This is a genomic window from Bradyrhizobium sp. Mp27, assembly GCF_029953005.1.
Lineage (GTDB): Bacteria > Pseudomonadota > Alphaproteobacteria > Rhizobiales > Xanthobacteraceae > Bradyrhizobium > Bradyrhizobium barranii.
This window is the reverse complement of record NZ_JASAUS010000004.1, coordinates 155457-182139: the sequence shown is the minus strand read 5'-3', so window position 1 is coordinate 182139 and position 26683 is coordinate 155457. Positions and strand designations below refer to the sequence as shown.

At 64.9% G+C, this 26683-nt stretch carries 25 protein-coding genes; 9 read left to right on the top strand and 16 right to left on the bottom strand.

Annotated features, from left to right (window positions below; translation table 11 throughout):
* Positions 1-101: 101 nt before the first annotated feature.
* Positions 102-1382 (top strand): RNA polymerase sigma factor, encoded by a 1281-nt coding sequence (locus QJT78_RS04825; RefSeq protein WP_281460185.1) that lies wholly within the window; start codon positions 102-104, stop codon positions 1380-1382.
* A 14-nt stretch (positions 1383-1396) separates the two neighbouring features.
* Here QJT78_RS04825 and QJT78_RS04820 read toward each other — a convergent pair whose 3' ends face one another.
* Entirely contained in the window at positions 1397-2785 is a 1389-nt protein-coding gene (locus QJT78_RS04820; protein WP_038942788.1) for a peptidoglycan-binding protein, read from the bottom strand.
* A gap of 268 nt (positions 2786-3053) precedes the next feature.
* On the opposite strand from QJT78_RS04820, the gene QJT78_RS04815 reads away from it, so the two are divergent.
* From QJT78_RS04815 to QJT78_RS04805, 3 genes are all read left to right on the top strand, one after another.
* Positions 3054-3428 carry a hypothetical protein gene (locus tag QJT78_RS04815; protein WP_028148300.1) on the top strand — a complete coding sequence of 125 codons (375 nt, stop codon included), beginning with the start codon at positions 3054-3056 and terminating at the stop codon, positions 3426-3428.
* Positions 3429-3592: 164 nt separating this feature from the next.
* Positions 3593-3913, top strand: a complete 321-nt coding sequence (locus tag QJT78_RS04810; RefSeq protein WP_028148299.1) for a hypothetical protein — start codon at positions 3593-3595, stop codon at positions 3911-3913.
* A 27-nt stretch (positions 3914-3940) separates the two neighbouring features.
* Positions 3941-4804: a hypothetical protein gene (locus tag QJT78_RS04805; RefSeq protein WP_244433175.1), complete on the top strand. Its 864-nt coding sequence runs from the start codon at positions 3941-3943 to the stop codon at positions 4802-4804.
* Between the two features lie 30 nt (positions 4805-4834).
* Here the strand turns inward: QJT78_RS04805 and QJT78_RS04800 are convergent, their stop codons facing one another.
* The 4 genes from QJT78_RS04800 to QJT78_RS04785 all read right to left on the bottom strand — a co-directional run bounded on the left by QJT78_RS04800 (position 4835) and on the right by QJT78_RS04785 (position 8605).
* A complete protein-coding gene (locus QJT78_RS04800; protein ID WP_240537553.1) occupies positions 4835-5473 on the bottom strand; it encodes a DUF4239 domain-containing protein in 639 nt (212 codons plus the stop codon).
* A 484-nt stretch (positions 5474-5957) separates the two neighbouring features.
* Positions 5958-6434: an SgcJ/EcaC family oxidoreductase gene (locus tag QJT78_RS04795; RefSeq protein ID WP_080586531.1), complete on the bottom strand. Its 477-nt coding sequence runs from the start codon at positions 6432-6434 to the stop codon at positions 5958-5960.
* Positions 6435-7405: 971 nt separating this feature from the next.
* Positions 7406-8119, bottom strand: coding sequence for a DNA repair protein RadC (gene radC, locus QJT78_RS04790; protein ID WP_028148296.1), 714 nt, complete (start codon positions 8117-8119; stop codon positions 7406-7408).
* Positions 8120-8218: 99 nt separating this feature from the next.
* Positions 8219-8605 carry a VOC family protein gene (locus QJT78_RS04785; RefSeq protein ID WP_049807534.1) on the bottom strand — a complete coding sequence of 129 codons (387 nt, stop codon included), beginning with the start codon at positions 8603-8605 and terminating at the stop codon, positions 8219-8221.
* A 406-nt stretch (positions 8606-9011) separates the two neighbouring features.
* Here QJT78_RS04785 and QJT78_RS04780 point away from each other — a divergent pair, with 406 nt between their 5' ends.
* The gene (locus QJT78_RS04780) at positions 9012-9452 is read left to right on the top strand and encodes an antibiotic biosynthesis monooxygenase (RefSeq protein WP_080586532.1); all 441 of its coding nucleotides are present in this window, start codon (positions 9012-9014) and stop codon (positions 9450-9452) included.
* A 50-nt stretch (positions 9453-9502) separates the two neighbouring features.
* Here QJT78_RS04780 and QJT78_RS04775 read toward each other — a convergent pair whose 3' ends face one another.
* Positions 9503-10441, bottom strand: coding sequence for an EamA family transporter (locus tag QJT78_RS04775; RefSeq protein ID WP_028148294.1), 939 nt, complete (start codon positions 10439-10441; stop codon positions 9503-9505).
* Positions 10442-10574: 133 nt separating this feature from the next.
* Between QJT78_RS04775 and QJT78_RS04770 the strand changes: the two genes are divergently transcribed.
* Positions 10575-11171 (top strand): Ada metal-binding domain-containing protein, encoded by a 597-nt coding sequence (locus QJT78_RS04770; RefSeq protein ID WP_028148293.1) that lies wholly within the window; start codon positions 10575-10577, stop codon positions 11169-11171.
* A 16-nt stretch (positions 11172-11187) separates the two neighbouring features.
* On the opposite strand, the gene map is transcribed toward QJT78_RS04770, so the two are convergent.
* Positions 11188-12006 carry a type I methionyl aminopeptidase gene (map, locus tag QJT78_RS04765; RefSeq protein WP_028148292.1) on the bottom strand — a complete coding sequence of 273 codons (819 nt, stop codon included), beginning with the start codon at positions 12004-12006 and terminating at the stop codon, positions 11188-11190.
* 107 nt (positions 12007-12113) lie between these two features.
* On the bottom strand, positions 12114-13430 hold the full coding sequence (locus tag QJT78_RS04760; RefSeq protein WP_038942794.1) for a mechanosensitive ion channel domain-containing protein: 1317 nt from the start codon (positions 13428-13430) through the stop codon (positions 12114-12116).
* A gap of 210 nt (positions 13431-13640) precedes the next feature.
* Between QJT78_RS04760 and QJT78_RS04755 the strand changes: the two genes are divergently transcribed.
* Positions 13641-15434, top strand: coding sequence for a potassium/proton antiporter (locus QJT78_RS04755; protein WP_038952086.1), 1794 nt, complete (start codon positions 13641-13643; stop codon positions 15432-15434).
* Between the two features lie 43 nt (positions 15435-15477).
* Here the strand turns inward: QJT78_RS04755 and modC are convergent, their stop codons facing one another.
* The 5 genes from modC to mepA all read right to left on the bottom strand — a co-directional run bounded on the left by modC (position 15478) and on the right by mepA (position 19629).
* Complete coding sequence (modC, locus tag QJT78_RS04750; protein ID WP_028148289.1) at positions 15478-16140, bottom strand: molybdenum ABC transporter ATP-binding protein; 663 nt, start codon at positions 16138-16140, stop codon at positions 15478-15480.
* 2 nt (positions 16141-16142) lie between these two features.
* Positions 16143-16838 carry a molybdate ABC transporter permease subunit gene (gene modB / locus QJT78_RS04745; protein ID WP_028148288.1) on the bottom strand — a complete coding sequence of 232 codons (696 nt, stop codon included), beginning with the start codon at positions 16836-16838 and terminating at the stop codon, positions 16143-16145.
* Positions 16839-16851: 13 nt separating this feature from the next.
* Positions 16852-17637: a molybdate ABC transporter substrate-binding protein gene (gene modA, locus QJT78_RS04740; protein WP_028148287.1), complete on the bottom strand. Its 786-nt coding sequence runs from the start codon at positions 17635-17637 to the stop codon at positions 16852-16854.
* Between the two features lie 193 nt (positions 17638-17830).
* On the bottom strand, positions 17831-18334 hold the full coding sequence (locus QJT78_RS04735) for a hypothetical protein (RefSeq protein WP_028148286.1): 504 nt from the start codon (positions 18332-18334) through the stop codon (positions 17831-17833).
* Positions 18335-18684: 350 nt separating this feature from the next.
* Positions 18685-19629, bottom strand: a complete 945-nt coding sequence (gene mepA, locus QJT78_RS04730; RefSeq protein ID WP_028148285.1) for a penicillin-insensitive murein endopeptidase — start codon at positions 19627-19629, stop codon at positions 18685-18687.
* A gap of 468 nt (positions 19630-20097) precedes the next feature.
* On the opposite strand from mepA, the gene QJT78_RS04725 reads away from it, so the two are divergent.
* On the top strand, positions 20098-22263 hold the full coding sequence (locus QJT78_RS04725; protein WP_038952084.1) for an EAL domain-containing protein: 2166 nt from the start codon (positions 20098-20100) through the stop codon (positions 22261-22263).
* Positions 22264-22310: 47 nt separating this feature from the next.
* Here QJT78_RS04725 and QJT78_RS04720 read toward each other — a convergent pair whose 3' ends face one another.
* Positions 22311-23477 carry an acyl-CoA dehydrogenase family protein gene (locus tag QJT78_RS04720; RefSeq protein WP_281460184.1) on the bottom strand — a complete coding sequence of 389 codons (1167 nt, stop codon included), beginning with the start codon at positions 23475-23477 and terminating at the stop codon, positions 22311-22313.
* Positions 23478-23925: 448 nt separating this feature from the next.
* Here QJT78_RS04720 and QJT78_RS04715 point away from each other — a divergent pair, with 448 nt between their 5' ends.
* Entirely contained in the window at positions 23926-25044 is a 1119-nt protein-coding gene (locus tag QJT78_RS04715) for an acyltransferase (RefSeq protein ID WP_080586533.1), read from the top strand.
* Positions 25045-25265: 221 nt separating this feature from the next.
* Here QJT78_RS04715 and QJT78_RS04710 read toward each other — a convergent pair whose 3' ends face one another.
* Both QJT78_RS04710 and QJT78_RS04705 read right to left on the bottom strand, forming a co-directional pair.
* Positions 25266-26195, bottom strand: a complete 930-nt coding sequence (locus tag QJT78_RS04710) for a hypothetical protein (protein WP_028148281.1) — start codon at positions 26193-26195, stop codon at positions 25266-25268.
* Positions 26195-26659 carry a hypothetical protein gene (locus QJT78_RS04705; RefSeq protein WP_281460183.1) on the bottom strand — a complete coding sequence of 155 codons (465 nt, stop codon included), beginning with the start codon at positions 26657-26659 and terminating at the stop codon, positions 26195-26197. The genes QJT78_RS04710 and QJT78_RS04705 overlap by 1 nt, the downstream gene beginning before the upstream one ends.
* Between the last annotated feature and the right edge of the window lie 24 nt (positions 26660-26683).

Genomic DNA, 26683 nt, shown 5'->3' with positions numbered 1-26683 from the left:
AGCGAAGTGGATACCGGTTCGCGTCAAGAAAACGCGTCAAAGCAAGAATCTGGAGCCCCGTTCCGATTCCATCGGAACGGAAAGGGCTCTGGTCGGCGGCGATGACGACCGCCGACATCGATCGTGAGATCCGCGCCGCGATTCACGCAACCTGGCGCGTCGCGCAGCCGCGGCTGACCGCCACGCTGTCGCGTATGCTGCGGGACGTGCCGCTGGCGGAGGAACTGACCCAGGACGCACTGGTCGCAGCGCTGGAAGCCTGGCCGCATAGCGGGGTGCCGGACAATCCCGGCGCCTGGTTGGTTGCGACGGCCAAGCGCCGCGGGCTCGATCATCTGCGCCGGGCCAAAATGCTCACCCGCAAGCAGGACCTGCTGACGCACGAGCTGATGCACGAACAGGACGCGATGCCGGATTTCGACGCCGCCCTCGACGACGATATCGGTGACGAATGGTTGCGGCTGATCTTCACGGCCTGTCACCCGCTGCTGCCGCGGCAGGCCCGCGCGGCGCTGGCTTTGCGTATGATCTGCGGCCTGACCACCGACGAGATCGCGCGCGCGTTCCTGGTCACGGAGGCAACCATCGCCCAGCGCATCGTCCGCGCCAAGCGCACGCTATCGCGGTCGGGCCTGAGCTACGAGACCCCGGGTGGCGAGGCGCTTTCGGAGCGTCTCGCCTCGGTGCTCGAGGTCGTCTATCTCATCTTCAACGAGGGCTATTCGGCCTCAGGCGGCGAGGAGTGGCTGCGGCCGCAGCTCTGCGACGAGGCTCTGCGCATGGGGCGGGTGCTGGTCGGGCTCGCGCCTCTCGAGCCCGAGGCCCACGGTCTCATGGCACTGATGGAGCTGAATGCCGCGCGGAAGCAGGCGCGCACGGGCATCGATGGCGAGCCCATCCTGCTCATGGACCAGGACCGCAGGCTCTGGGACCGGCGCCAGATTGGCGGCGGCCTTCGCGCGCTCGATCGCGCGCGCGAGCTCGGCGGTGCCGGCCGGTTCTACACGTTGCAGGCCACGATCGTCGCGTGCCACGCGACGGCGGAGACGGCCGCTGCCACCGACTGGCGCCGCATCGCGGAGCTCTACGGCCAGCTTGCGGCGCTGGTGCGCTCGCCGGTGATCGAGCTCAACCGGGCGGTCGCGCTTGGCATGGCCGAAGGGCCGCAGGCCGGTCTCGATCTCGTGGACATGATCGCGGACGAACCGGCGCTCGGGGCCTACCACCATCTCCATTCTGTCCGCGGCGACCTCCTGGAGAAGCTCGGCCGCTTCGCCGAGGCGCGACTATCGTTCGAGACCGCTGCACGTCTCGCGAACAATGCGCGCGAGCGCGTGTTGATGGAGCGGCGTGCGGCAGCCATTGCCGATGCCGACGGCTGAAGACGCAAACGGCCTTACGTCGTCGGCTTCGGCGGCGGCGCGGTGCCTTGCGCCCACTTCTCGAGCTTGCCGAGCACGCCCCAGGCCGTGAGCGCCAGCGAGATCGGCATCGCGAACTGGCCGAGGCCCGGCACCGCCGACACGATCGTCCCGAGCAGTCCGGCAAGACCACCCGCATTCGGGCTCGCGGTCACTGAAGAGAGCAGCGCGGTGAGCACCGAGCCGCCGATGCCGAGTGCCGTCTTCTTGCCGTCGAGCAGCTTGCCGATGGTCTCGCCGAGCGCGCCGTTGACCTGGCCGAGCACCGGCTTGCCGTTCTTGTTGAGCAGGGTGCTGAGCAGGTCGACGACCTGCTTCAGCTGATCGACGGGGGCCGGGTTGGTCGGGGTGACTGGTCCTGGCATGGGCGCCGTCTTGTTGATGAGGGAGAAGAGCCGTTCGAACAGGTTGATCGGATCGTTGGTGGCGGGCAGCGTGTTGCCCGGGGTCGTCGTTCCCGGTATTACGCCGCCGGCTGACGGTCGCAGCAACTGTGCGAGGTCTTCCAGCCGCTTCAGGACCTTGGACAGATCGCCGCTCGGCACGGAGCCTCCCGCCTGCGTTGCACGCGTGAGCGCCGCGACCGTGGCCCCGTCGAGAAGCCCGGTATCCCTCAGGCCGTTCTGCTGCTGAAACTGCGAGACCGCGGCGCCGGTCTTCGGTCCGCTGATGCCGTCCTCGACGAGCGGCGGATTGGCGCCGAGCTTGTTGAGCGCCTGCTGCATCAGAACAATCGTCGACGCCGCATCGTCCTCGGGCTCGGTGCGGCCGGCGAATTGCGGGCTGCCGTCGAGGGTGATCGAGGAATCGAGCGACATCATCGCATGCAGGATCACCGCCGTGCCGAGCTGGGAATCGACATGGTTCGAGTCGAACACGTGGTCGCGGACGAACTTGCCGGCCCTCGCCTCGGGCGGGCCGTACAGTGTCGAACCGCCATAGAGATAAGGCGAATTGCAGCCCTTCGAGTGATAGCCAAAGCCGTTGAACGCCTCGAGCCGGAACAGGATCCGCGCGATGCCCCAGTCGTGGGCGCCGATGAAGTTCTCGATTCTGAACGCGTCCACGGCGCCGTCCACGAACGTGGTAAAGGGGCCGCGCCCCTTCGGAACGATGGTCGTCACGCGATGAAGCGTTTCGCCGTTGCCGAGATAGGTGTCGAAATCGAAGTTGGATTCGCGGTAATGGCAGAGCGCGGCAAAATACCAGGGGACTCCGGTCAACCGCTCGATCTGCTGATAGGTCGCCTTGCCGTTGATCGCCTTGCGCGCGACTCCATTCGCGTCGGCGAGGCGGGAAGGCCGGATCTCGAGATTGGACCAATTCCGCTCGTACTCGCTTTTCAGACTCTCGAATGAGACCATCTTCCGCTCCCGAAAATTGATGAATTATCGAAATTTCGTGCAAGTCAGATATGGACCAGGCGCCGTAATCGGCGTGTGACCCCAACGTGATCTCCGGCAAATGTGGCAGGTTGCCGGCCCGGCGCATGTGAAATGGCTTACAGCCTGGGCGGGAAAATGTGCCGCAGGGCCGGACCAACGCCGTCGCCGGCAGCGCGAACCGCCAGTGGGGGAACCGGCATGGTCGTTCGTCCGTTAGCATTTTAGACGATGCGGTAGGGAGCCCTGCATGGCCAAGCGCGTCCTCGCGATCGGCATCGAACCCGGCAATGCGGACTACAGCGCATTTCCGCAGCTCACGCCGGAGCTCGTGCGCCATTACATCGAAGCGCAATTGCTGCGCCTGCGTGATCTCGGCTACGAGGTCACGAGCTGCCTGATCGATCTCGACGCGACTGCGGAAGCCGGCGTCACGGCCGCACTGCGCGACGAGCGCTTCGACTGCATCGTGATCGGTGCGGGCCTGCGCGAGCCGAAAGAGCGCCTGCTGCTGTTCGAGAAGGTGCTCAACCTCGTCCATCAACTGGCGCCTGACGCCGCGATCTGCTTCAACTCCACGCCGGCCGACACCGCCGAGGCCGTGCAGCGCTGGATCGAAGCTTGACGTCCGATCGGCCGGCCTGCGGATCGCCCGCGGCATGGTTTGAGCCGTCTTCGCGCTGCGCCTCCGGCGCCATCGCGTAGGCGTCGTGAGCCGCGCCGCCGGCTATTTGTCTGGTCCGAATCCGCTTCCGGCGCTATGACTGGCTCATCACAGGGAGGGCGAGCATGCTTCGAGGTCTTCGCATTGGAAGTTTTAGAATCGCGGCATGTCTGACGGTCGCGATGGCGATGCCGGCGCATGAGGCCGCGGCCCAGGATGCCATCGGCGGCGCGATCATCGGCGGTGTCGGCGGGGCGATCCTCGGCGGCGCGCTCGGCGGCGGACGCGGCGCCGCAATCGGCGCGGTCGTCGGTGCCGGCACGGGCGCTGCGATCGCCTCCGAGGGCGAGCGCCGCCGCTCCGGCTACTACGCCTATCAGCGCGGCTGCTATGTGCAGCGTCCCGACGGCTATTACGTCCGGGTCAGCCAACGCTATTGCTATTGATCGATCAGCCGCCGGCTGGTGGTTCGCATGAGCATCCGATCGCGCATGTGCCGGTGGCTGATCGCCGCGATCGTGGCTGGCGATCTCGTCGGAGCCGGGACTGCCCGGGCGCAACAGATTCCAGCCGACGAACCCGCGTTTACGGCTTTCGTGGCCGAGCGCATCCGCGCCGAGATTCGTGACACCCCGGTCGTGATCAAGGGACCGCTGACGCTGTCGGTCGGCCCTCTGCAAACCAACCTCGACCGCATCTACGCCTTCTGCAAGGCCAATACGGGCGGCTGCGCCAGGGAGATCGGCGCCTATGTCAGCGGCGTCAAGGCAACGGCGAGCAGCCGGAACGATCCTCCGACCCGAGCAGCCCTTCGCGTGGTCGTGCGCTCAGCCGATTACATGCGGCAGGCGCTTCGGGAGGTCGACGCGCGCGGCCCGGCCCTGACGCGGCCCCTGGCGGAGGGGCTGGTGATCGTCCCGGTGCTGGATTCGCCGCGGGCGGTCAGGGTGTTCAACGACAAGGATCGTGCCGCGCTCGGCTTGACGCAGGACCAGGTCTTCGACATCGCCATCGCCAATCTGCGCAGCAGCGTGAAGCCGCTCACGACCGTCGCAAAAGCGGTCCCATCAGGACAATTCGGCACGCTGACGGGGGACTATTATCAGACCAGCCGGCTCGCGCTGATCGACAGCTGGGCGCCGCTCGCACAGGCCCAGGGCGGTGTCCTGATCGTCGCGGCGCCGTCGGCCGATCTCGTGCTCTATGCAAGCGAAGATTCCAGTGCCGCGATCGACGCGCTGCGGACGCTGGCCAGGAACATGATGGCGCGCGCGCCGAAGCCGCTGTCCGGTAGCTTGCTGCGCTGGACGCCGAAGGGGTGGCAGCTGGTCCGGTGAGATGCTCTCTCGCGGGGCAAGCCGCTCTGCTCAACTCTTGCCCGGGTCTGCCGGCATGATCTGCAGCAGCGGCTCCGGCTGGATCGAGATCTGGCCGGCGAACGGCCGATCATGCGCGGCGATGAGCAGGACGGAGGTGGCGACGCCGGTGGCGAACAGGCCCATCGCGACCGCCGATCCCAGCCGGTTGTCGCAATGAACGAGGCCGATCACCAGCAGCGCGCAGGCCGCCTGGAGATACAGGCACCACCATTTGACCGGGTTCACCGCGGCGAGGCTGACGATGATCCGCTGCCGCCGCGCGTCCAGCGCCTGCTCGAGCGCGGCGATGAGCTCGCGCTGCACATTCGCCTGCCCCGGGCCTTGCGGCGTCATCGCGACGACGAACTGCAGGGCTTCGGCGAGCGCCGGCGGCGTGACCTTCAGCGACACCTCCTGATGCGCCATCAACGGCCATTCCACCGCGACGGCCTGGCCGACATAGTCGCGCACCAGGCCGCGCAGCTTCGTCTCCTGCTCCGCCGGCAGGCCGGCGGCCAGCAGCACGGCGCTGCGCAGCGCACTGGCCTCGCGGCTCACCGCGGCGCTGGCGCGGTCGCTGTCGCCCCAGACCTGCGCGGCGATGAAGGCGACGAACAGGCCGAAGATGATGCCGAGCACCGGCAGCATGCCCGGCGAGATCGCCTTCAGCGACTTCGCGCGCTCTTCCGTTGCGGCCCGCGCGACGCCTGCGAAGATCGCCGCGGCGAGCAGGTACGTGAATCCAAGATCACCAGCGCCATCACGGGCACCGGCAGATTGTGCAGCCAGTCGCTCATGCTGCTGTTGTCACTTGATTCGAAGCCCTGGATCAACCGCATCCGCGCAGGCCGGCGTGGCCGCTCCTGCCGACGCGCACGATGCAGCCCGGAATTGTCGTCATTTGAGCTGCGCGCAACAATTAGCGCGGCGCGGCTGCGGCGCGATCAAGGGAGACGGAATGAGGACCCTTCGAGCATTTCTCGCTCCGGTCTACGGCTGGTTTACCGAGGGCTTCGACACCCGTGACCTGAGTGGAGCAAAGGCGTTGTTGGAGGAGTTCGCGACGCCGTAAGTGGAAATAGCGCCCGCTTGCTCATTTCGTAAACGGGCGCGGTCTTCCATTACAAAGATGTTAGTTCCTTGCTTCTTTGGGTGCTGGCGGATTCTGCGGAATAAAGGTGTGGGCCTTGGTCTTCCAGTTCCCGTCAGCTTGTTTAAGCAGAACGCGCAACGTGTGCCCGCTCATCGCCCGTACCTCGCCCCCGCTCTTGACTTGATTCACAGTCCAACTCGACAGGAGGTACGCGAGATTTCCATCGGCGCGGGTCTCAATTATCTCGAAGGTGTGATCCTTGAAGCCCGCTTTGATGGCACCCTCCCAAAATTGCTTGATTGCCTCAGGCCCAATTGCGACTGGGGAGCCTCCTGGTACCAAGATAGCATCGTCAGTGTACATGGCTGGAAATGCCGCGGTATTTGGAGTGTTAAATGCGTTCAGCCATTGTTGGTTGGAAACTTCCATCGCTGTACGAAGATCATCCGCCCTTGCAGGTGAGCCCCACATCAGAAGCGGGAGAAGCAATGCGAAGACCAATGATTTCGCGCTCATTTTCCTCTCCTATTGTCTGCCATTGAGAAAATGAAGTCAGGAAAACAGACAGAGGTTATCCCATGCCGTTGGTTCGCGAAATGCGAGAAATGTGCGGGAGACTCACCCGGTGAAGCTGGTTTATCCGGTAGCAATATAGCCGCGGCGTCTCCTCGAGATGCAGAAACAGCTATGTCTGATCCAGACGAACAGCGCTGAAATCCCGGAAGCGGACAGCAACGTCAGCAGTTCTGACGGAGCTCGTGATCGGGTTAGTGGCTTAGGCGACTGGCAGCACCAAGACCGCCGCCCGAGGCCAAGCTGAACGGCCTCAGAGAGTCGCTCCAAAGAGAGCCCCGACCGTACCAGCCGGGGCTCCAGGCCAGATCCGCGCGGCCGGGAGAGCAAGCCGCGCAATTTCGGAGTATGCCTGAGTCCATGCTGCCTCCTGTGATGGAAGTGCGGCGGTCCACAGGAAAGGCTGCTCAAAGCAATCCGCTCGCCACGAACCTGCAACGAGTGGCCGCCACCGCGTAACAAGTGAGGTGAACTCCAGAACGCCACTGCCGCGCCACCAAATCGCCTAACGACTCAACGACGCATGTTGCATCGGGCCGGGGCGATGCGCATGGGTGGTGTAGTGATGCGCAATTGGTCCAATGTTTATGTGACTGCGTCCGTGAGCGGGCTGATGGTCACGATGCTTTTGCTTGGCGCGATCCTCGCTCGAAATGTCGGACTGGCGGAGAAGAAAGGCGACCGGGTCATCGCTGTGTCAGCGCACAGCGAGGCCCGCACCCAGACGACTCCTGAGAACGGTGGCGGAGCCAGGGTAGATTTTGGTGTCGCGGACCTTAGAGGGTCGCTGCCGTAAGGACGTGATCATCGGCCCGCCCGGCCGAGCTCGCTGAGAGACCTTTCGGCCGGCCAGTCATCTTGCCTAGCCGAGGCGATCGGTAAGGCCCGCTTTAGCCCCCAAGAGGGGACGTCGTTTAGATCAGCTTCAGTCCCTTCAGACTGGCGTGACCTTGTTTGCCGACGATGATGTGGTCGTGCACGGCGATACCGAGCGGCTTGGCGATGTCGATGATCGCCTTGGTCATCTGGATGTCGGCCTGTGACGGCGAGGGATCGCCGCTGGGGTGGTTGTGGACGAGGATCAGCGCGGTCGCCGACAGCTCCAGCGCGCGCTTGATCACCTCGCGCGGATAGACCGGGGTGTGATCGACGGTGCTGGTCTGCTGCACCTCGTCGGCGATCAGCTGGTTGCGCTTGTCGAGGAAGAGCAGGCGGAATTGCTCCTTGTCGGCAAACGCCATGCTGGAGCGGCAATAGTCGATCACCTCGTTCCAGGACGACAGCGCGTTGCGGCTGTTGACCTCGCCCTTGGCGACGCGGTGCGTTGCCGCGGCGATCAGCTTGAGCTGGTGGATCGCGGCTTCGCCGATGCCGTCGACCTCGCGCAGCCGCGCCACCGGGGCATGGACGACCTCGGCGAACGAGCCGAATATCTTGATCAGCATTTTCGCCAGCGGCTTGGTGTCGCGCCGCGGCAGCGCCGGAAACAGCGCCATCTCCAGCAGCTCGTAGTCGCTGAGCGCATCCGCGCCGGCGCTGTAGAAGCGCTCGCGCAGCCGCTCGCGATGGCCGTGATAGTGCGGCGCGTCCTCGGGCTTGCTCTTGTCGTGGTCGGTCCTGGCGGGCATCAGGCCTAACCATGCCGTACGGCGCGCGTTTTGCAACCGGGAAGTGTCCGGCCCCGGCGGCTCGCTCATTGGCGTGACCGCCGGGGCCTCGTCGTCTGCCTACGGCGAAAACCCTCCCGGCGGGGTGCAGACCTCGACCAGGACATGGCCCGGCGCGGTGACATAGAAGTGCGGGACGCGGACGGCGCCGCCACGGTCCATGAAGGCGATCCTGCTCGGGTCGAGGCCCGCGGCCCTTAACTCGGCGTGCTTGGCTTCCACGTCGGCGGCCTCGTCGTAGTAGAAGCCGATATGGAAATTGGCGGGATATTCGGCCGGCGCGCCTGTCTTGCCGCGCATCACGGTCAGGATGAAATCCTCCTTGTTGCGCAGGACGACGAGGGCTTCGCCGCGCGAGGCATAGGGTGCAAAGCCGAAGAAGCGCTCGAAGAAGGCGGCAAGCGCGATGACGTCCGAGGTCGCGAGGTTGAGATGTTGCAGTCGCATAGGTGCTCTCCGTTCAGGTGAAGGAACGGACGGAACGAGATTCCACACTGAGCGGCGGCCGAGATGGCACGATGACATGACCCGCCGAGCAGCGTGACGATCGCGTCACTCTGTCCGGCCGTGGGTCCTACCGTGGAGACGGTGGCAGAATTCCTGGCAAGTCAGGAACAGGCCGGGCTTACCAATCCGGCCATGCCTTTTTCGGCGCGCCCCGGGTAGCAGAGTTCGCGCGCATCGGCAACGCCGGGAGCCGGTCAGGATGTTGCCGGCCCGGATTTACGCTCGCGGCGAATGAGCCGTCGGGAAAAAAATTTCACACCAGCTGTCTTCGTTCTCCTGCCTCGTTCGTCTCAGCGCTGTTGGCCGGTCGAGTGGCCAGCCGACCTTCCGCAACAGGAGAATATCAATGTCCCGGACCAGACCTGAGCCGTCGCGTCGTGCCTTCGTTGCCACCGGCCTCGGAGCCGGCGTCTTGCTCGTCGCGCAAGCGGCGCCGTCCCACGGCCAGAACAGGAGTTCGAAGATGGAAGCGACCATTCGCACCGGTAGCGACGTCGCGACCCTCGTCAACGTCTTCACGGTCGAGCCGGACAACCAGCAAAAGCTGGTTCACTTGCTGAAGGAGGGTACCGAGACCTTCTTCAGCAAGCAGCCCGGCTTCATCTCGTCCAGCGTCCACGCCAGCAAGGAGGGCCGGCGCGCGATCAATTACTCGCAATGGGCAAGCGCAGGGGACATCGAGAATTTTCGCCGGGATCCGCGATTTGCGCCGTACGTCCAGAGCCTTGCGGCGCTGTCGAAGGCCGAGACGATCCTGTGCGAGGTCGTCGAGGTCAATCATGCCTGATCGGTAGCGGCGGCTCGGGGGCGGTCCAGAAGATCGCCCCGCGGACGCTCTCACTGTTCGAGATCACGCTGCCGCGCCGGCGGGGGTATTGTGATGGCGATGACCCCGGCGAGAACGAGCGTCATGCCTGCAAGGGCCGACCAGGTGAAGCGTTCGCCGAGCCATGCCGTGCCGAGCGCCACCGCGAAGCCGGCGCGCAGATAGCTGCCGCTGGTTGTGCCGAGTGGGCCGAGCGTGCGGATCAAGCGGAAATAGATCACCATCGCGAGCGCCGTGCAGACCACCGCGAGGCTGACGACGGCCGCGACCGCGTGCGAAGTCGGTGCCAGCGTCCAGGGCTGCTCGAGGACGAGTGCAGCAGGGACCATGAGGATCGCGGCAGAGCTCATGGCGCCGGCCGCCGTGACGGTGGCGGGAAAGCCGGAGAACCGCTGCCCCCATATCGGTGCGAGCGCGTAGCAGAGGCTTGCGCCGAGCACGGCGGCCTGCGCCAGCGGGGCCGTCGTGCCCAAGGCGGACAGCGCATCGATGCCGATCGTGACCGCGACGCCCGCAAGACCAAGCGCGACGCCGATGATCTTCCGGCTGCTGATCGCCTGCCGCCCACGTCCGGTCATCATCGCGATCGCGAGCACGAACATCGGCGGGGTCGCATTGAGCACGCCGGCGAGACCGCTTGCGATATGCAGCTCGCCCCAGCTGATCAGGGTAAACGGCAGCGCGCTTTGCAGCAGCCCTTGCACGAAGAAAGCCGCCCAGATCAGTCCTCGACCGGGAAGAGCGTGCCCCTGCGCGCTAGCGATCGCGATCAGGAGAATGGCCGCGATCGTCACGCGCGCGGCGACCATCGTGAATGGCGGGATCGTCGGGATTGCGACCTTGATCAGCGTGAACGAGCTGCCCCAGATCAGTGAGAGCAGCAGCAGAAGCCCGATCTCGAACGTGAGCGTGGTTCGTCCTGACGTCGTTTGTTGCGCCTGCGTGTGCATTGCGAATCTGCTCCGGGATGGACCGGGACCATGATCCGGCGCGGCGGCGCAGGCTGGCTGGATTCGGACCTCATCGCCCGATCGAGTCCGATTCCAGCTACTCGGCGGGCTGCGTTGAAGCTAATCTTCCGCCATGGCAACAGGCTCGGCACATCGGCAGACGCTGCCGCCGCATCTCGACTGGGACACCTGCGATCGGGCGCGGCTCGCGCGGGCACGCGCGTTCGACGGGCTGTTCTTCTCCGGCGTTCGCTCGACGCGCATCTATTGCCGGCCGGTCTGTCCGGTTCGCCCCGCTCGCTCCGAGAACGTCACCTTTTATGCGACCGCCGCTGCCGCCGAGCGCGCCGGATTTCGTCCATGCCTGCGCTGCCGGCCGGAAGCCGCGCCGGGATCGCCGGCCTGGATGGGAACGGCCACCACCGTCGCGCGCGGGATGCGCCTGATCAATGACGGATTCCTGGATCGCGCGTCGATGATGGACCTTGCGGAAGCCCTGGGAGTCGGACCGCGCCATCTGCTCCGCCTGTTCATGCGCCACGCCGGTGCGAGCCCGAGCGAGATCGCCGCGACCCGCCGTGTGCAGGAAGCCAAGCGTCTGATCGACCAGACAAGCATGACATTGGCGGAGATCGCCTTCGCCGCCGGTTTCGGCAGCGTTCGCAGATTCAACGATGCCTTTGTCGCGACCTACAAGCGGCCGCCGTCGTCATTCCGGCGCCGCCACTAGGACGCCGAGCCGGGCATCACCCGATCTGCTTCTCGCCGTGCCGCTTCGACAGCGTGAAGATCTCGACGCCCGTCGCGGTCACGCCGACGGAGTGCTCGAACTGCGCCGACAGCGAGCGGTCGCGGGTCACCGCGGTCCAGCCGTCGGAGAGGATCTTCACATGCGGCTTGCCGAGATTGATCATCGGCTCGATGGTGAAGAACATGCCGGGCTTGAGCTGAACGCCTTCGCCGGGCCGGCCGATATGGATGATGTTCGGCTCGTCGTGGAACATGCGCCCGAGGCCATGGCCGCAGAAATCGCGCACCACGCTCATGCCCTGCGGCTCGACGAAGCTCTGGATGGCGTGGCCGATGTCGCCGGTGGTGGCGCCGGGTTTTACGGCGGCGATGCCGCGCATCATCGCCTCATACGTCACCTCGATCAGCCGCTCGGCCTTGCGGGCGATCGGGCCGACCGCATACATCCGGCTGGAATCGCCGTACCAGCCGTCGACGATGAAGGTGACGTCGATGTTGACGATGTCGCCTTCCTTCAACGGACGGTCGCCAGGCATGCCGTGGCAGACCACGTGGTTGAGCGAGGTGCAGGTCGAGTAGCGGTAGCCGCGATACATCAGCGTCGCCGGATAGGCGCCGTGGCTGAAGGCGAAGTCGCGGACGAACTGGTCGATGCGCTCGGTCGGCACGCCGGGCCCGACGATGTCGGTGAGCTCGTCGAGGCACTCCGCCACCAGCGCGCCCGCCTTGTGCATGCCGGCAAAGGCGCTCGGCCCGTGCAGCTTGATCTGTCCGGTCTTGCGCAGGGAGGTATCGGAGGCTTCGACGTAGCTCATGCGGGGCTGGTCTCGATGTCGGCGGAAGGGCTTGATTTCAGGGCCATAATCTAATGATCACGGGCCCTCATGCAAGTCGGGCGTGCCTCTTGCGCCCGAAACAGGGCCTAATTCGGGACTTCTACGGTGGTTTCCACCGGCAGGGCGCCGCCCCAGACGCGAATCTCGCGGACCGGATAGGGAACCCGGATGCCCTCGCGCTTGAAGGCCTCCCACAGCGCCAGCATCACGTCGCTCTTGACGCCATCCATGCCGTCGGGGTCCGCGATCCAGAAGGTCAGCGAGAACTTCATCCCGGCTTCCGCGAACTCGGTCAGGATGCTGTTCGGCGGCTTGCCCTTCTGCGCGCGGGGATGGGCGGCCGCGGTCTCCGCGGCGAGCTTGCAGACCAGCCGCGGGTCGGCGTCGTAATTGGTGCCGAAGGCGATCTTCACCAGCGTGTTCTTGTCGGTATAGGTCCAGTTGACGACCTTCTGCGTCACCAGGTCCTCGTTCGGCACCAGGAATTCGCGGCCGTCGCCGGCGGCGACGGAAATATAGCGCGTCTTCATCGCGCTGATGCGCCCGGTATTGTCGCCGATGGTGACGAGGTCGCCCGGCTTCACCGACTTGTCCGCGAGCAGGATGATGCCCGAGATGAAGTTGGCGACGATCTTCTGGAGGCCGATACCGATGCCGACGCCGACCGCGCCGGAGAACACCGCGAGCGCCGAGAGATCGATGCCGACCGCGCCGAGCGCGATGACGATTGCAATGGCCAGCAGCCCGATGCGGATGATCTTGACCAGCAGCACCTGCACCGACGGGGTCAGATCGGTGGTCGAGTTGATCCGGCTCTCGGCGAAATTGCTGGCGATGTTGGTGGCCCAGAGCGCGATGAGCAGCAGCGCGCCGGCCTTGATCACCAGCAGTGGCGTCAGCCGCAGGCCGCCGAGCACGATCGCAAAGGAATCGAGCAGATCGATCGTGGCATCGAGCTGTCCGATGATGGACAGCGCCGCGACGAACCACGCCGTGATCGACACCAGCTTGACGATGAAGGCGTTGCGCAGCACCGAGGTCACGAGCCGGATCGCAAGCCACGCCAGCCCCAGCTTGGCGGCGACCATCAGGAGATAGCTGCGGCTCGGCCAGGTCGCGTGATACATCACCACGCGGGAGATGATCACGATCAGGGTGAACACCGCCGTCGAGGCGCTGGAGACCATCACCCGGGCGAAATGCCGGAGCGGCAGCGGCCAGCGGATCGCCAGCGACGTCATGTCGACGCGGTTGCGAACCCCGGCTTCCGCGGCATAGGCGATGCCTGCCGCGGCCAGGATCAGGCCGAATTGCAGGTAGAACCAGGGTGAGGAGATTTCCGCCCCGACGCTGCGCGCGGTGGTCTGCACGAACTCCATGAAGTCCTTGAGGTCCATGTCCATCGGTCTCGTCGGCAAGCAGGCGGGAGGATTTGATTCGAGGGCGCCGCAGAATCCCACAACGGGCGCCGCCGGGCCATCGATACACCGCTAAGTGAAGCGCGTTAAGGCCGCAAAATACGGGCAGATTGCCGCGAGCGGGAGAAAATGGGTTGGCGCGGGAGTCTGCCGACGATAAGGATGCAATTCCAGTGATTTGTACCCGGAAGGTGGATGGCTTCCCTCGACTCTGTCAGCCTCGCCATATTGCTCGGCGCCGTCCTCGTCATGGCCGGTATCTTGTCGAGCCTGCTTGCTCTGCGCTTCGGCGCGCCCCTGCTGCTCGTCTTCCTCGCCATCGGCATGCTCGCGGGCGATTCCGGCCCCGGGCAGCTTCAGTTCGACGACGTCCGCACCACCTATCTGGTCGGCTCGGTGGCGCTCGCCCTGATCCTGTTCGACGGCGGCCTGAAGACGCGCTTTGCCAGCATCCGCACCGTGCTCGCGCCCTCCGTCGTGCTCGCGACCGTCGGAGTGCTTCTGACCGCGCTGATCACGGCGCCGTTCGCCAAATACGCGCTCGACCTCAACTGGACGGAATCGCTGCTGGTCGGTGCCGTCGTGGCCTCGACCGACGCGGCCGCAGTGTTCCTGCTGGTGCACACCCAGGGCCTGCGCCTGCGCCCGCGCGTCGGTGCGACGCTGGAGGCCGAATCCGGCACCAACGATCCCTTCGCGATCTTCCTCACCCTGATGCTGGTCGAATACATCTCGCTGGGATCGAGCTCGGCGGGCCATGTGGCGATGGAGTTCATCCAGGAGGCGGTGCTGGGCGCCGTCGTCGGCGTGGTCGGAGGACGTCTCGTCGTCGTCGCGCTCAACCAGGTTGCGCTGCCGCAGGGCCTGCATGCACCGTTCGTGACCACGGGCGCGCTCGTGATCTTCGGCGGCTCCCAGATCATGCATGCCTCCGGCTTCCTCGCGGTCTATCTCGCCGGCATCATCATCGGTAACCGGCCGACGCGCGCGCACAATTCGGTGGTCGCCTTCCTGGATGCAGCGACCTGGCTGGCGCAGATCGTGATGTTCGTCCTGCTCGGCCTGCTGGTCTCGCCGAGCCGGCTTGGCGCCAGTGCGCTGCCGGCGGTCGAGGTCGCATTCGTCCTGATGCTGGTCGCGCGGCCGATCGCGGTGCTCGTGTGCCTGGCGCCGTTCCGCTTCAACTGGCGCGAGAAGATCTTCATCGCCTGGACCGGCCTGCGCGGCGCGGTCGCGATCTTCCTGGCGTCGATCCCGATGCTGGTCGGCCTGTCGAAGGCCTATCTCTATTTCGACGTCGCCTTCGTCGTCGTCATCATCTCGCTTCTGCTGCAGGGCTGGACGCTGGCGCCCGCCGCGCGCAAGCTGCACGTGGCGTTGCCGCGCGCCGAGCGTGGTCCGCGCCGTGTCGAGCTGGATCTGCCCGGCCAGCTCGAGCAGCAGCTCGTCGGCTATCCGGTGCGGCCCAAGAGCCTGTACTTCCGCCGCGGTCTGATCCCGTCCTGGTCCAAGCCGACGCTGGTCATCCGCAACGAGAACATCTTGACCCCGACGGAAGCCGATCCGATCGCGCCCGGCGACTACATCTATCTGCTGGCCCCGCCGGAAAAGGCTGAGTCGCTCGACCGCTTCTTCGTCGACATGCAGCCGAGCTCGGCACCTGATCCGCATCTGCTCGGCGACTTCATGGTCTCCGGCGAGCACACGCTGGCCGAGCTTGCCGAGATCTACGGCGTGAAGGTCGGCGAGGATGACGGCAAGCTGACCCTCGCCGACTATTTCGACGTCCATCTCGACCGCGCGCCGAAGGAGGGCGCCGAGCTGCCGCTGGACGAGATCGTGCTGGTCGCGCGCAGCATCTCCGGCGGCCGCGTCAACGTCGTCGGCCTGCGCCTGCCGGAGGACGAGGAAACGCCCGCGCCGCTGACGCGCCGGCAGGCGCTGCGGCGCAAGCTCGCGGATTTGTGGACGTCGGTGGCGGGGGTTTAGCCACGGGCTCTGCGCTCGCAATGACGCGAGTGGGCTACGACCGCTACGTCAGCACCTTCACCCCGCCGAACGATGTCACCCGGCCCTGCTTCAGCATCACGATCTGCGTCGCGAGCTGGCGCAGCTCGGCGACGTCGTGGCTGACATAGACCATGGGGACATTGGCCTCATCGCGCAGCCGCACCAGATAGGGCAGGATCTCCAGCTTGCGGCCCTCGTCAAGCGCGCCGAGCGGCTCGTCGAGCAGCAGCAGGCGCGGCCTCGACAGCAGCGCGCGCCCGAGCGCCACGCGCTGGCGTTCGCCGCCGGAGAGCTTTCCTGGACGGCGATCAAGAAGCGCGCCGATGTCGAGCAGCTCGATGATGCGCTTGTGCTGGGCAGGATCGGGCGTGAGGCCGTTCATCCGCCTTCCGTAGTCGAGATTCTGCGCGACGTTGAGATGCGGAAACAGCCGCGCGTCCTGGAACACATAGCCGATGCGGCGGCGATAGGTCGGGACATGGATGCCGGCGGAGGTATCGTCCACGGTCTCGCCGTCGATCACGATGGTGCCGCGGTCGGGCCGCAGCAGGCCTGCGATCATGTTGACCAGCGAGCTCTTGCCGGCGCCCGACGCGCCGAACAGGCCGATGACGCGGCCTTCGCTGGTGAAGGTTGCGGAGAGCGAGAATTCGCCGAGTTGTTTTTCGATGTCGACGCGCAGCATGGTCAGTTCCCGTGCAAGCGCTGTGTGGCGCGGCGGGCGAACCATTCGGCGGCGATCAGCGCGCCGAGCGCGAGCACGATCGAGATGATCACGAGTCGTCCCGCGGCCGCGTCGCCATCGGGCGTCTGGATCAGCGAGTAGATCGCCGAGGAAATTGTCTGGGTTTCGCCGGGAATGTTGGAGACGAAGGTGATGGTCGCGCCGAACTCGCCGATCGCCTTGGCAAAGCCGAGCACCATGCCGGCGAGCACGCCGGGCAGCGCCAGCGGCAGCGTCACTGTGAAGAAAACTTTCCAGGGCGCCGCACCGAGCGTCTCCGCGGCCTGCTCGAGCCGGCGATCGATCGCCTCGATCGACAGCCGCATCGGGCGCACCAGCAGCGGAAACGACATCAGGCCGCAGGCGAGCGCCGCCCCGGTCCAGCGAAACGCGAAGACGATACCGAGATAGTCGGCCAGAAATCCGCCGACGAGTCCCTTGCGACCGAAGGTGAGAAGCAGGAGATAGCCCGTAACGACAGGCGGCAGCACCAGCGGCAGATGCACGAGCGCATCGAGCACCGATTTGCCCCAGAAGTCATGGCGGGCAAGCAGCCATGCCAGCGCAATGCCGAATGGCGTTGCGACCAGTGTCGCGATGACGGCGACCCTGAGCGAGAGCAGGATCGCCGTCCATTCGGCGGGAGAGATCTCGAGCATCAAGTCGTAGATATCAGGTCGTCGGGCTAACCAGGAACTTGAAGCCGTATTTTTCCAAGATGGTCTTGGCGGCGGTCGAGCGCAGGAAGGCGAGATAGTCGTTGGTCTCGGCCTTTGCGGTGGTCGTTGCTGCAACCGGATAGATGATCGCGGGATGGGAGTCCGCCGGGAAGGTGCCGACGACCTTCACGCCGGGCTCCACCTTGGCGTCGGTCGAATAGACGATGCCGAGATTGGCCTCACCACGCGCCACCAGCGTCAGCGCGGCGCGCACGCTCTCGGCCATGGCGAATTTCGGCTCCGCAGCCTGCCAGGCGCCCAGCTTCTCCAGCGCCGCCTTGGCATATTTGCCGACCGGCACGGACTTGACGTCGCCGGTCGCGATCTTGCCGTCACCGGCGAGCTTTGCGAGGTCGAAACCCTGCGCGATTGTGACGTTGTCGATCTTGGAGTCCTTCGGCGCGATCAGCACGATGCTGTTGCCGAGCAGGTTGACGCGGGTCGGCTCGTTGATGGTCTTCTTTGAGATGGCGTAGTCCATCCAGTCGGTGTCGGCGGAGACGAACACGTCGGCCGGCGCGCCCTGCTCGATCTGCTTGGCGAGCACCGAGCTTGCGGCATAGCTGACGCTGAACTTGACGCCGGTCTTGGCGGTGTAGGCGGCGTCGATCTCGTCGAGCGCGTTCTTCATCGAAGCGGCGGCGAATACGGTGATGGTCTTGTCCTCGGCGGCGGCAGGCGAAAGGCTCGCGCCTGCGAGGAGGACGAAAGCGGTGAAAAGTCCGGCAATACGAATCATGGAATGCGCTCCGTGCGAGTTCGCGCGCGCGAATGCACGCGCAAATCTGGCGTTGGGTGGGTTGGCGTGCGACGGGCGGAAGCGCTGTTCCACGTGTCCTCGCAACGGCTTACGGCCGGCGGGGATATCGCAGGTGCGAAGATAGCAGGCTAAGCCTTCAGATCAAAGGCGGCCGTTTGTCCAACCAAGCGACTTATTGTGCCGGCAGGATCGCGATCGACAGCGAATTGTCCTTGGCGCCGCTGACCTGGAGCACGAAAGGCTGCGCCGACAGCTCGTATTTCATGGTCTTGCGGATGCCTTCGCAATCGGTCGCGCCGCTGAAGGCGACGGGCTTGAGGAAATGCCCGTCCTGGACCACGTCGACCCAGGCCCCGCTGGACAGGCTGACGGTGTAGAGCCCGGCCTTCGGCGCCTTGATGCTGGTGAAGCCCGCGAAGGTGCCGTCCTTCGGCGCCCTTTCGGGCGGCGTCGGCAGCTTTGCGTCCGCGGGTGCCACCAGCCCCAGCGTGATGGCCGACGACGGCAACGCCGCCTGCTCGCTCCCCGAGGCGAGCTTGGCGCGGGCCGGCGCGGTGAGCGCGGCGCGCTCACGCTCGATCGGCCATTTGAACTTGTCGCAGCCGCTGGGCTCTTCGGCAGCCAGAGCGGTGGTCGCACCGAGCAAAAGCGCAGCGAGGAAGGTGAGGACGCGCATGTCAAATCTCATCGTTGGCCACGCTAAAGATGCGGGGCTTGCGGTCAGGCTTGTCGAACGGCGGGATGCGCATCCCGGGATGCCGCGGGCTTACGGCCGCGCGGTAAGGCGATCCTAGCGCATTTCGCGGGATAGGGGCCAGTCATCAGTCCGTCATCCCGGGCGCGCGCCCGAATCACCACTGTCATCCCGGACAAGCGCAGCGCAGCTGCGCGCCGATCCGGGATCCATACCCACAGGGAGATGTTTGGCGAAGACTCGGAGTGACCAGCTCGTGCCAAACCGCTCCCTGTGGCTATGGGTCCCCGCGTGCGCGGGGACGACACCGAGAATGTGGCGGGCAGCGTACGCTATTGCTTCGCATCCGCCGCGTGCAGCACCGCTTTGCAGGCGGCCGGCATCTGCGCCAGCGTCATCGGCGGCTTTGGCTTCGGCGGCTCCGGCGGAGGCTTTGGATGCAGCACGGCGTCGCTGAACCAGTAGGCGAGGTCGGACGCCTTGCAGCCTTCGTCCTCGGATTGCGACGACTGGCCTTCGCATTCGCTCGAGCCAGCAGGGCAGCGCATGCGGATGTGGAAGTGATAGTCGTGGCCCCACCACGGCCGGATTTTCGACAGCCATGAGCGGTCGCCCTTGGCCTCGCGGCACAGCGCCTTCTTGATCGCGGGATTGACGAAGATGCGCTGCACCGCCGGCTCCTGCGCCGCGTCGCGCAGCACCAGCACATGAGCAGGTGTGAACACTTTGGGGTCGATGTCGAGCCGGTCCTGGCGCACCATCATCACCGCCGATATGTCCTCGCGCTCCTCGCGCGACAAACGACGGTCCGGCATCGGCGTCAGCCAGATGTCGGCATCCAGGCCAATTTGATGGCTGGCATGGCCTGACAGCGCCGGCCCGCCGCGCGGCTGGGCGATGTCGCCGACCAGAATGCCCGGCCATCCGGCGTCCTTGTGCGCCCTGGCCGCGAGCCGCTTGATCAGCGCGATCATGTCGGGATGGCCGTAATTGCGGTTACGCGACAGCCGCATCACCTGCCAATTGTCGCCGTTGAGCGGCATCTGCACGGCGCCGCCGATACAGCCCTTGCTGTAGGAGCCGATGACATGAGCCGTTCCCTTCGACGGCAGCAGCTTTCGCGCGAACAGCTCCTTGGCGCCGATGCTGGGATCGTTTGGGTTGGCGAGCGGCGGCAGCGGCTTTGGGTTGACGCTGCCCTTGTCCTGGGCCAGCGCGGCGCCGGCGGTCAGGAACGTCATGACAAGCAGGAGAGGGGCGAGGCGGCGGGGACTCATGCTGTCATCCTTATAACGCAAAGCGGCGTCAGGGTTAAGAAACAGTCCTTCGGCCGAAATATTGTCCGAAAGTCGCAGTTCCCTGCGCGCGGCCGGCCGATGTTTAACGACGCGATAACCCTCTCGTGCATTGACCAAAATTCGTGCGTGGGAGGCGTGCTCCCAACCCTCTGTATACATTGGCGCGCGATCTCGGAAATGATTCAAGGCAGCGCGCAATTTTGCGCCATCGCGTTCTCCGATGACGACGATGTGATGGGCCTGGCGCGCCCGGCGGCGCTGCCGCGCCGCGCAAAGCGGCAATAAGGGCTGCTTTCCTGCGGCCATCAGACTGTGCGGCCGACCGGCAAGCCACCCAAGATTACTTTTTTTTCAGACACTTGCCCCAAAACTTGCGGCCACTGGGCGCGACTGGGACGTATCAAGTTGAGTTTGGGGTTTCGAAAAACAACAAAGCGAAAGGGAGGCGTGCTCGCCCGGGCTCGCCGACAGCCGCGCAAGCCGCGCTTCGCGCGCGCGCCTCAATCCGCTTCCGAACGCGACGAACTCCTGCGCCGCCGCGCCGAGGCGGAGACCGCGATTGCCGAGGCCCGCAAATCCCGTGAGCGCCTGCGCCAGGCCATCGACCTCCTGCCGCAAGGCATCGTGTTTCTCGATGCCGAAGGCCGTTACGTGCTCTGGAACAGGAAATACGCCGAGATCTACAGCAAGACCGCCGATCTGTTCGAGGAAGGCGCGCGCCTCGAGGACACGCTGCGCATCGGCGTCGCGCGTGGCGACTATCCCGAGGCGGCCGGCCACGAGGACGAGTGGATCGCCGAGCGGCTGCAAAAGCTTTATCAACCCGGCGCGCGCCACGAGCAGATGCTCGCGGACGGCCGCGTCATCCTGATCGACGAGCGGCTGACCGACGACGGCGGCGTGGTCGGCCTGCGCGTCGACATCACCGAGTTGAAGCAGCGCGAGGCCTCGTTCCGCCTGCTGTTCGACGGCAATCCCGTCCCGATGATCGTCTGTGCGCTCGACGACGAGCGCATCCTCGGCGTCAACGATGCGGCAATCTCGCATTACGGCTATAGCCGCGCCGAATTCGAGAAGCTGAAGATCCGCTCGTTGCAGGCTTTCGACAGCGAACCGCCCTGGACCACCGATCACTCCAGCGAGGAGCAGGCCGCCCGCACCTGGAAGCACGTCAAGGCCAACGGCGCGCTGATCGACCTTGCGATCTATTCCCGCGAACTGACCTATGCCGATCGGCCCGCGGTGCTGCTCGCGCTGATGGACATCACCGAACGCAAGCGCGCCGAGGCGCGGCTCGCCTTCATGGCCCAGCACGACGGGCTGACCGGCCTGCCGAACCGCAATCTGCTGCGCCGGCAGGTGGACGAGATGCTGCTGCATATGCGGCGCAGCTCCGACAAGGTCGCGCTGCTGATGCTGGGGCTGGACAATTTCAAGGCGGTCAACGACACGCTGGGACACGCGGTCGGCGACAAGCTGCTGCGCGGCGTCGCCAAGCGGCTGCGCTCGACCTTGCGCGAGGAGGACGCGCTGGCGCGGCTGAACTCCGACGAGTTCGCGATCGTGCAGAGCGGGCTGACGCGTCCCGAGGATGCGGTGATGCTGGCCAAGCGACTGCTGGAAGCCATCGCCGATCCCTATCTGCTCGATGGCCATTCCGTGGTGATCGGCGCCTCCATCGGCATCGCGATGGCGCCCGGCGACGGCGATGATTCCGAAAAGCTGCTCAAGAGCGCCGACATGGCGCTGTCGCGCGCAAAATCCGACGCGCGCGGCACCTTCGCCTTCTTCGAGGCCGCGCTCGATGCCAGGGCGCAGAGCCGCCGCAAGATCGAGGTCGAGCTGCGCGACGCGATCCAGAACGACGTGCTGCGCCCTTATTATCAGCCGCTGATCGACCTCCAGAGCGGCCGCATCACCGGCTTCGAGGCGCTGGTGCGCTGGCCGCATGCCGAGCGCGGCATGGTCTCGCCGGCCGAGTTCATTCCGGTCGCCGAGGAAACCGGGCTGATCAATCCGCTCGGCGGCCTGATGCTGCGCCGGGCGTGCCTGGATGCCGCGACCTGGCCGGACGATGTCCGCGTCGCCGTCAACCTGTCGCCGCTCCAGTTCCGCAGCGGCAATCTGCTCTCGGTGGTGACGGACGCGCTGAAACATTCCGGCCTGCCGCCGCGGCGGCTCGAGCTCGAGATCACCGAGATGTTGCTGCTCGAAAAGAGCGCGCAGGTGCTGGCGACGCTGCATGCGCTGCGCGCGCTCGGCGTCCGAATCTCGATGGACGATTTCGGCACCGGCTATTCCAGCCTCAGCTATTTGCGCAGCTTCCCCTTCGACAAGATCAAGATCGACCAGTCCTTCGTGCGCGATCTCGGCGCCAACCGCGAGGCCCAGGCGATCATCCGCTCCATCGTCAGCCTCGGCAAAGGCCTTGGCGTCACCATCACCGCCGAGGGCGTCGAGACCGAAGCCGAGCTGAGCTGCCTGCGGGCCGAGGGCTGCGACGAGGGCCAGGGCTTTCTGTTCAGCAAGGCCCGGCCCAACGCCGAGATCATCAGCCTGCTCGCCGCCCAGCGCGGCATCGATGGTGGCGAGAAGGCTGCGATGGTGGCGTAAGGCGGGCTGCCCCTTACCTCGCCCCGCTTGCGGGGAGAGGTCGGAATTCACCGGCGCTCCACCTCAGTTGCCCGCCAAGATCGCCTTCCCACGTCCTCATAATGCGTATCCCGCGCCTGGATCTGCTGCGCGATGGCGTGCATGTCGCGAAAGCGCCGCTCGAACGGATTGCTGCGGAACACCGCGGTCGCGCCGGCCATGTGATAGGCGGCGTCGACCACCTTGGCCGACTGATGGATGGTCCAGGTCGCGGCGAGGCGAACGGCGCTACGATGCGCCGGGCTGAATTGGCCGGTCGCGCAGAGGTCGTGCCACATCGCATTCGCGGTCGCATAGAGATAGGCGCGCGCGGCGCGCAGATCGCCCTCGGTGCGGCCGATCAGGCCCTGGACCGCCTGGTTGTCGCGCATGGCGCTCGCTGCCAGCGACTGGTGCTTTGCCCGCGACAAGGCGATGGCGGCATCCAGCGTCGCGCGCGCGACGCCCAGCGAGACCGCGGCAAAGCCGAGGCTGAAGGTCGAGCCGGTGCCGATCCTGTAGAGCGGACCCTTCTCAACCAGCGCGGACGGCACATCACGAAACGCCGTGAAACGCTCGGGGATGAAGAGGTCGCTCACCTCATAGGAATCCGTGCCGGTGCCGGCGAGCCCGATCGCCTGCCAGACGTCATGCAGCACCGCGCTCGCAACGGGAAACAGGATAGTGCGAACCTCCGGCGAGCCGTCGGTATTTTTGCGCAGCGTGCCGTCGGCTCCGACGATGCGCACATGCGCCCCCAGCCAGCTCGCCTGCCGCGAGCCCGAGGCGAAATCCCAGCGCGCGGTGACGCGATAGCCACCCTCGACCGCACGCGCCTCATGCGCGATCGCGCCCCAGGCGAGGATGCCGGGAGCTGTGTTGAAGATCTCATTTGCGGTGTGGTGGTCGAGCGAGGCTGCGATCATGGCGCAGACGCTGCATTGGCCGAGACACCAGGCCGTCGAGGCATCTGCCTTCGCGATCTCCTCCTGCATCTGCATGAAGATCTCGATGGGGGCCTCGGCACCGCCGAGACTCTGCGGCAAAAGCGCGCGATAGAGCCCGCTCTCGATCAGCGCGCTGACGACCGCGGGCGTCAGCCGTCGCGTTCGCTCGATATCTTCCGCCTCGCCCGCAATCAGCGGTGCGATGGCGCGTACCCGCTCGACCAGGCCAAACCCGGGAGTTGCGTTCATGCGCGTTTCCTCGCCCCTTCTGCCGTGAGCGGTCAGGCACGATGGTGGTTTATTTGGTGGCGAGGATCAAGGCCGTGCCGCCGGCGTGTGACGTGTCCGCCGAAGCTCGAAGGGCGAAGACCCCGACTCCATCGGGGGCAAGTCGAGGGACCTGTCATTGCGCCCGCGCAAATCGCCCTCGTTGATGTTGGCGGTGAGAGCAGGTCCCTGGCGCGACGCGCAGCGCCTTGCCGGTGTCATCGTAACTTCGCAAAGGCGCTGCAAAGGATTACGCGCGCGATCCATCTCATGCAACTTGGCGCCCTCCCGAAAGATGACGTGGCTTTTGGTACGGCCGCGACTGAGCTCATTAAACTCACGGCATGACAATAAAGAAATTCAGAGGACTTCCGTGACCATCGGCTAACGACTAGACGAGGTTCAGGGATTTGGACCTGGTTTTGATTTCCTGCGCATATTCCTGGCCGTCAGCGTCGTGCTGATTCACGCTCCGCTGATTACCGGAACGTGGTCACCGCTCGATCCGGTCTGGATGTTTCAGTTTTCGATCCTGCCGATGTTCTTTGCTCTCAGCGGCTTCCTGATCGGGGGAAGCGCCCAACGGCTCGCGTTCAGCTCGTTCATCCTGAACCGCGGGTTCCGGATCATGCCGGCCCTGGTCGTGGAAATCGTTCTCTCGGCGCTGGTTCTCGGACCGCTCGTGACGAGCCTGGATCTCGCCTCCTATTTCAGCGACGAACGGTTCTTCAGGTACTTCCTCAGCATTGTCGGTCTCATTCAATACGAGCTGCCGGGCGTCTTTGAGAACGCCCACTATACGAGGTTTCTCAACGGGCACGAGGTGGGGATTGTCAACGGGTCGCTGTGGACCGTCCCTCATGAGATGTTCTGCTACCTCATTATGTCGGCCATCATTCTCCTGGGTCTGCTCAAGAGACCTCTTTTGGTGCTGTCATTCACAATTCTCGTCGTGTCCGGCGGCATCGCGCTTCAACTGACGGCACCGCATCCGGGTCGCATTCTCGACTCGCTCACTTACATCTTTGCCCAGCGTGGTTCCGCGCGCCTTATTCCAGCGTTTCTGGCTGGATTGCTCTTCTATCAATTCCGGCATGCGATACCACTCAGGTGGTCGCTCGTGGCGGGTTGCTTCGTCGGCCTTGCCGCGATCCAGTTCATTGGGACACAGGACTGGATTGCGTCGGTGCTCGTCCAGGCCATAACCACACCGATGCTCGCCTATATCACGGTCTTCTTGGGATTGACGCCGCTTCCAAGGCTCGGGATTCTCAACACGGGTGATTACTCCTACGGAATCTATCTCTATTCCTGCCCGATCCAGCAAACCGTGAATTGGCTACTGCCGGATATTCGCAGCAATGCCTTCAATTTCATCACCAGCCTGGTACTGACGGCACTGTTCGCGGCCTTCTCTTGGCACTTCATCGAGAAGCCCGCACTGAAGCTGCGAAAGAGCTTTTCTTTGCGGCGGCCCACACACCAGGACGACAAGACGCTCGCCGTTGAACCGACACCGCTAACGGTACCCTCCCGGGAAATCGCCTAAAGCGTGATACGGAAAAGTGCGCAGCGGTTTTCCGGAAAGATCATGATCAAACCACAACCTAAAGCGCGTTGCCGATTCATCCCAATCTCATCGCGCTTTAGGTTGAGAATGCGAGCTCGCAATTTTGCAACCGAGCTGTTCGCGGTTGCCTGAAAGGATTTCGTATCGAAGGGTGACGCTTCCACCCTTCGCAGACGGCGATTTGGCTACGCCCTGGGATATCAGGTCCCGTTGGCGAAATTCAGCGTCACGACCTTTGTGCTGTCGAGGGGGGAAACATCGCGGATAGGCGCGGCAAGAATTTCTCCATATCCCTGAAAGATCCCTGTGACGGTCGCCGGATCATGGGATCCGTTCACGACGAAGAGGTCCAGCGCGACATGGGGCGGGGCGTATGACGGTGAAACGGACAGCCGCGCCTGCGTGATCAGGTTGTTCTGGTTCATGGCGACGCCCTGCCGGTGCGTCAGGGTGGGATCCGGGTAGGGGAAATTTCCACCCAGCGTCGACGTACAGTCGAACTTCCAGGCATTGGAAGCCAAGCCGCCCGTACCGCCGCTAAAGTCGGTTGCGTCCAGCCGCATCGTCCCTGCGATCGCCCAGTTCGAGCAGTTTGGATTGCCGTTGGCTTCTCCCGTCATCACTCGAAACCAGGCATTGCCGCCGCCCGCGAGCTTGAGCGAGAAAGGCTTGAGCCTGCGAAATCCGGAGCCGTAAATCGGTGACACGATACCCATCGGAGCAGCATTGCCGCTGGACGCAAGCGCGCCGGCAAAAGAGGGACCGCTTTCGACCATCCAGTAGAAGAGGGAAAATGACGTCTGACCGAGCTGCCAACCGACATAGTTGATGTCGGATTGCTGGATCCCGACGTCACCCTTCTTCGCGGCAGCAAACGCATGAGTGTGGGAATGTCCGTCCGGTCCGAAAATGGTGGCCGTTCGACCGACAAAATCATATTCGATCGAACAATTCAGCGGCGTACCGTCGGTCGGCCACGGCGTTTCCCACAAGCCGAAACCGAATACGCCGTCGTCCAAACCCTTCGTTCCGGTCGCGGTTTGCTGCAGAGTGTAGCCATCCGCCGCCACCTGCGCGTGAAAGAACTTGCCCTGCGTTTCCGTAAACTGGGTATCTGCAGAGGCGAACATCACTGAGTTCGCATTGGCGCGGTCGCCCGATCCGCCTGGGACGGGGAGAAAGGAAACGACCTCTGACTGTCGATAAAACGTGCCGGCTGGACTGGCAGGTAGTTGTAGCAGTTGTCCTGGGCCGTCATGCGGGCGCCGACAATCTGCAACGTTGACACGCCGGGTCCAGTGCAGAACCACGTTTGTCCGGTCGGGCTGACACGCCCCTGCACGGGCGTCCCGTCGGGAGCATCGAAATTGTCATAGATCGTTGGAGCCCTGGATGCGAGATTGCCGCGGGCACGCACGAGGATCGATGCGGATGCGGATCCGAAATTCATCCACACGGCCGCGTCGCGTGCGCCGCTCAGGCACTGCCAGACGGTGCCGGAAGCGACGTTGATCCATGTCGAACCGACCTCATAACCCTGCGATGAGTCATTCGTCGCAGCCGGGTCACTGTTGGCCGAATAATTGTTCTTCACAATTTGATCTCCTCATTGGCCCGG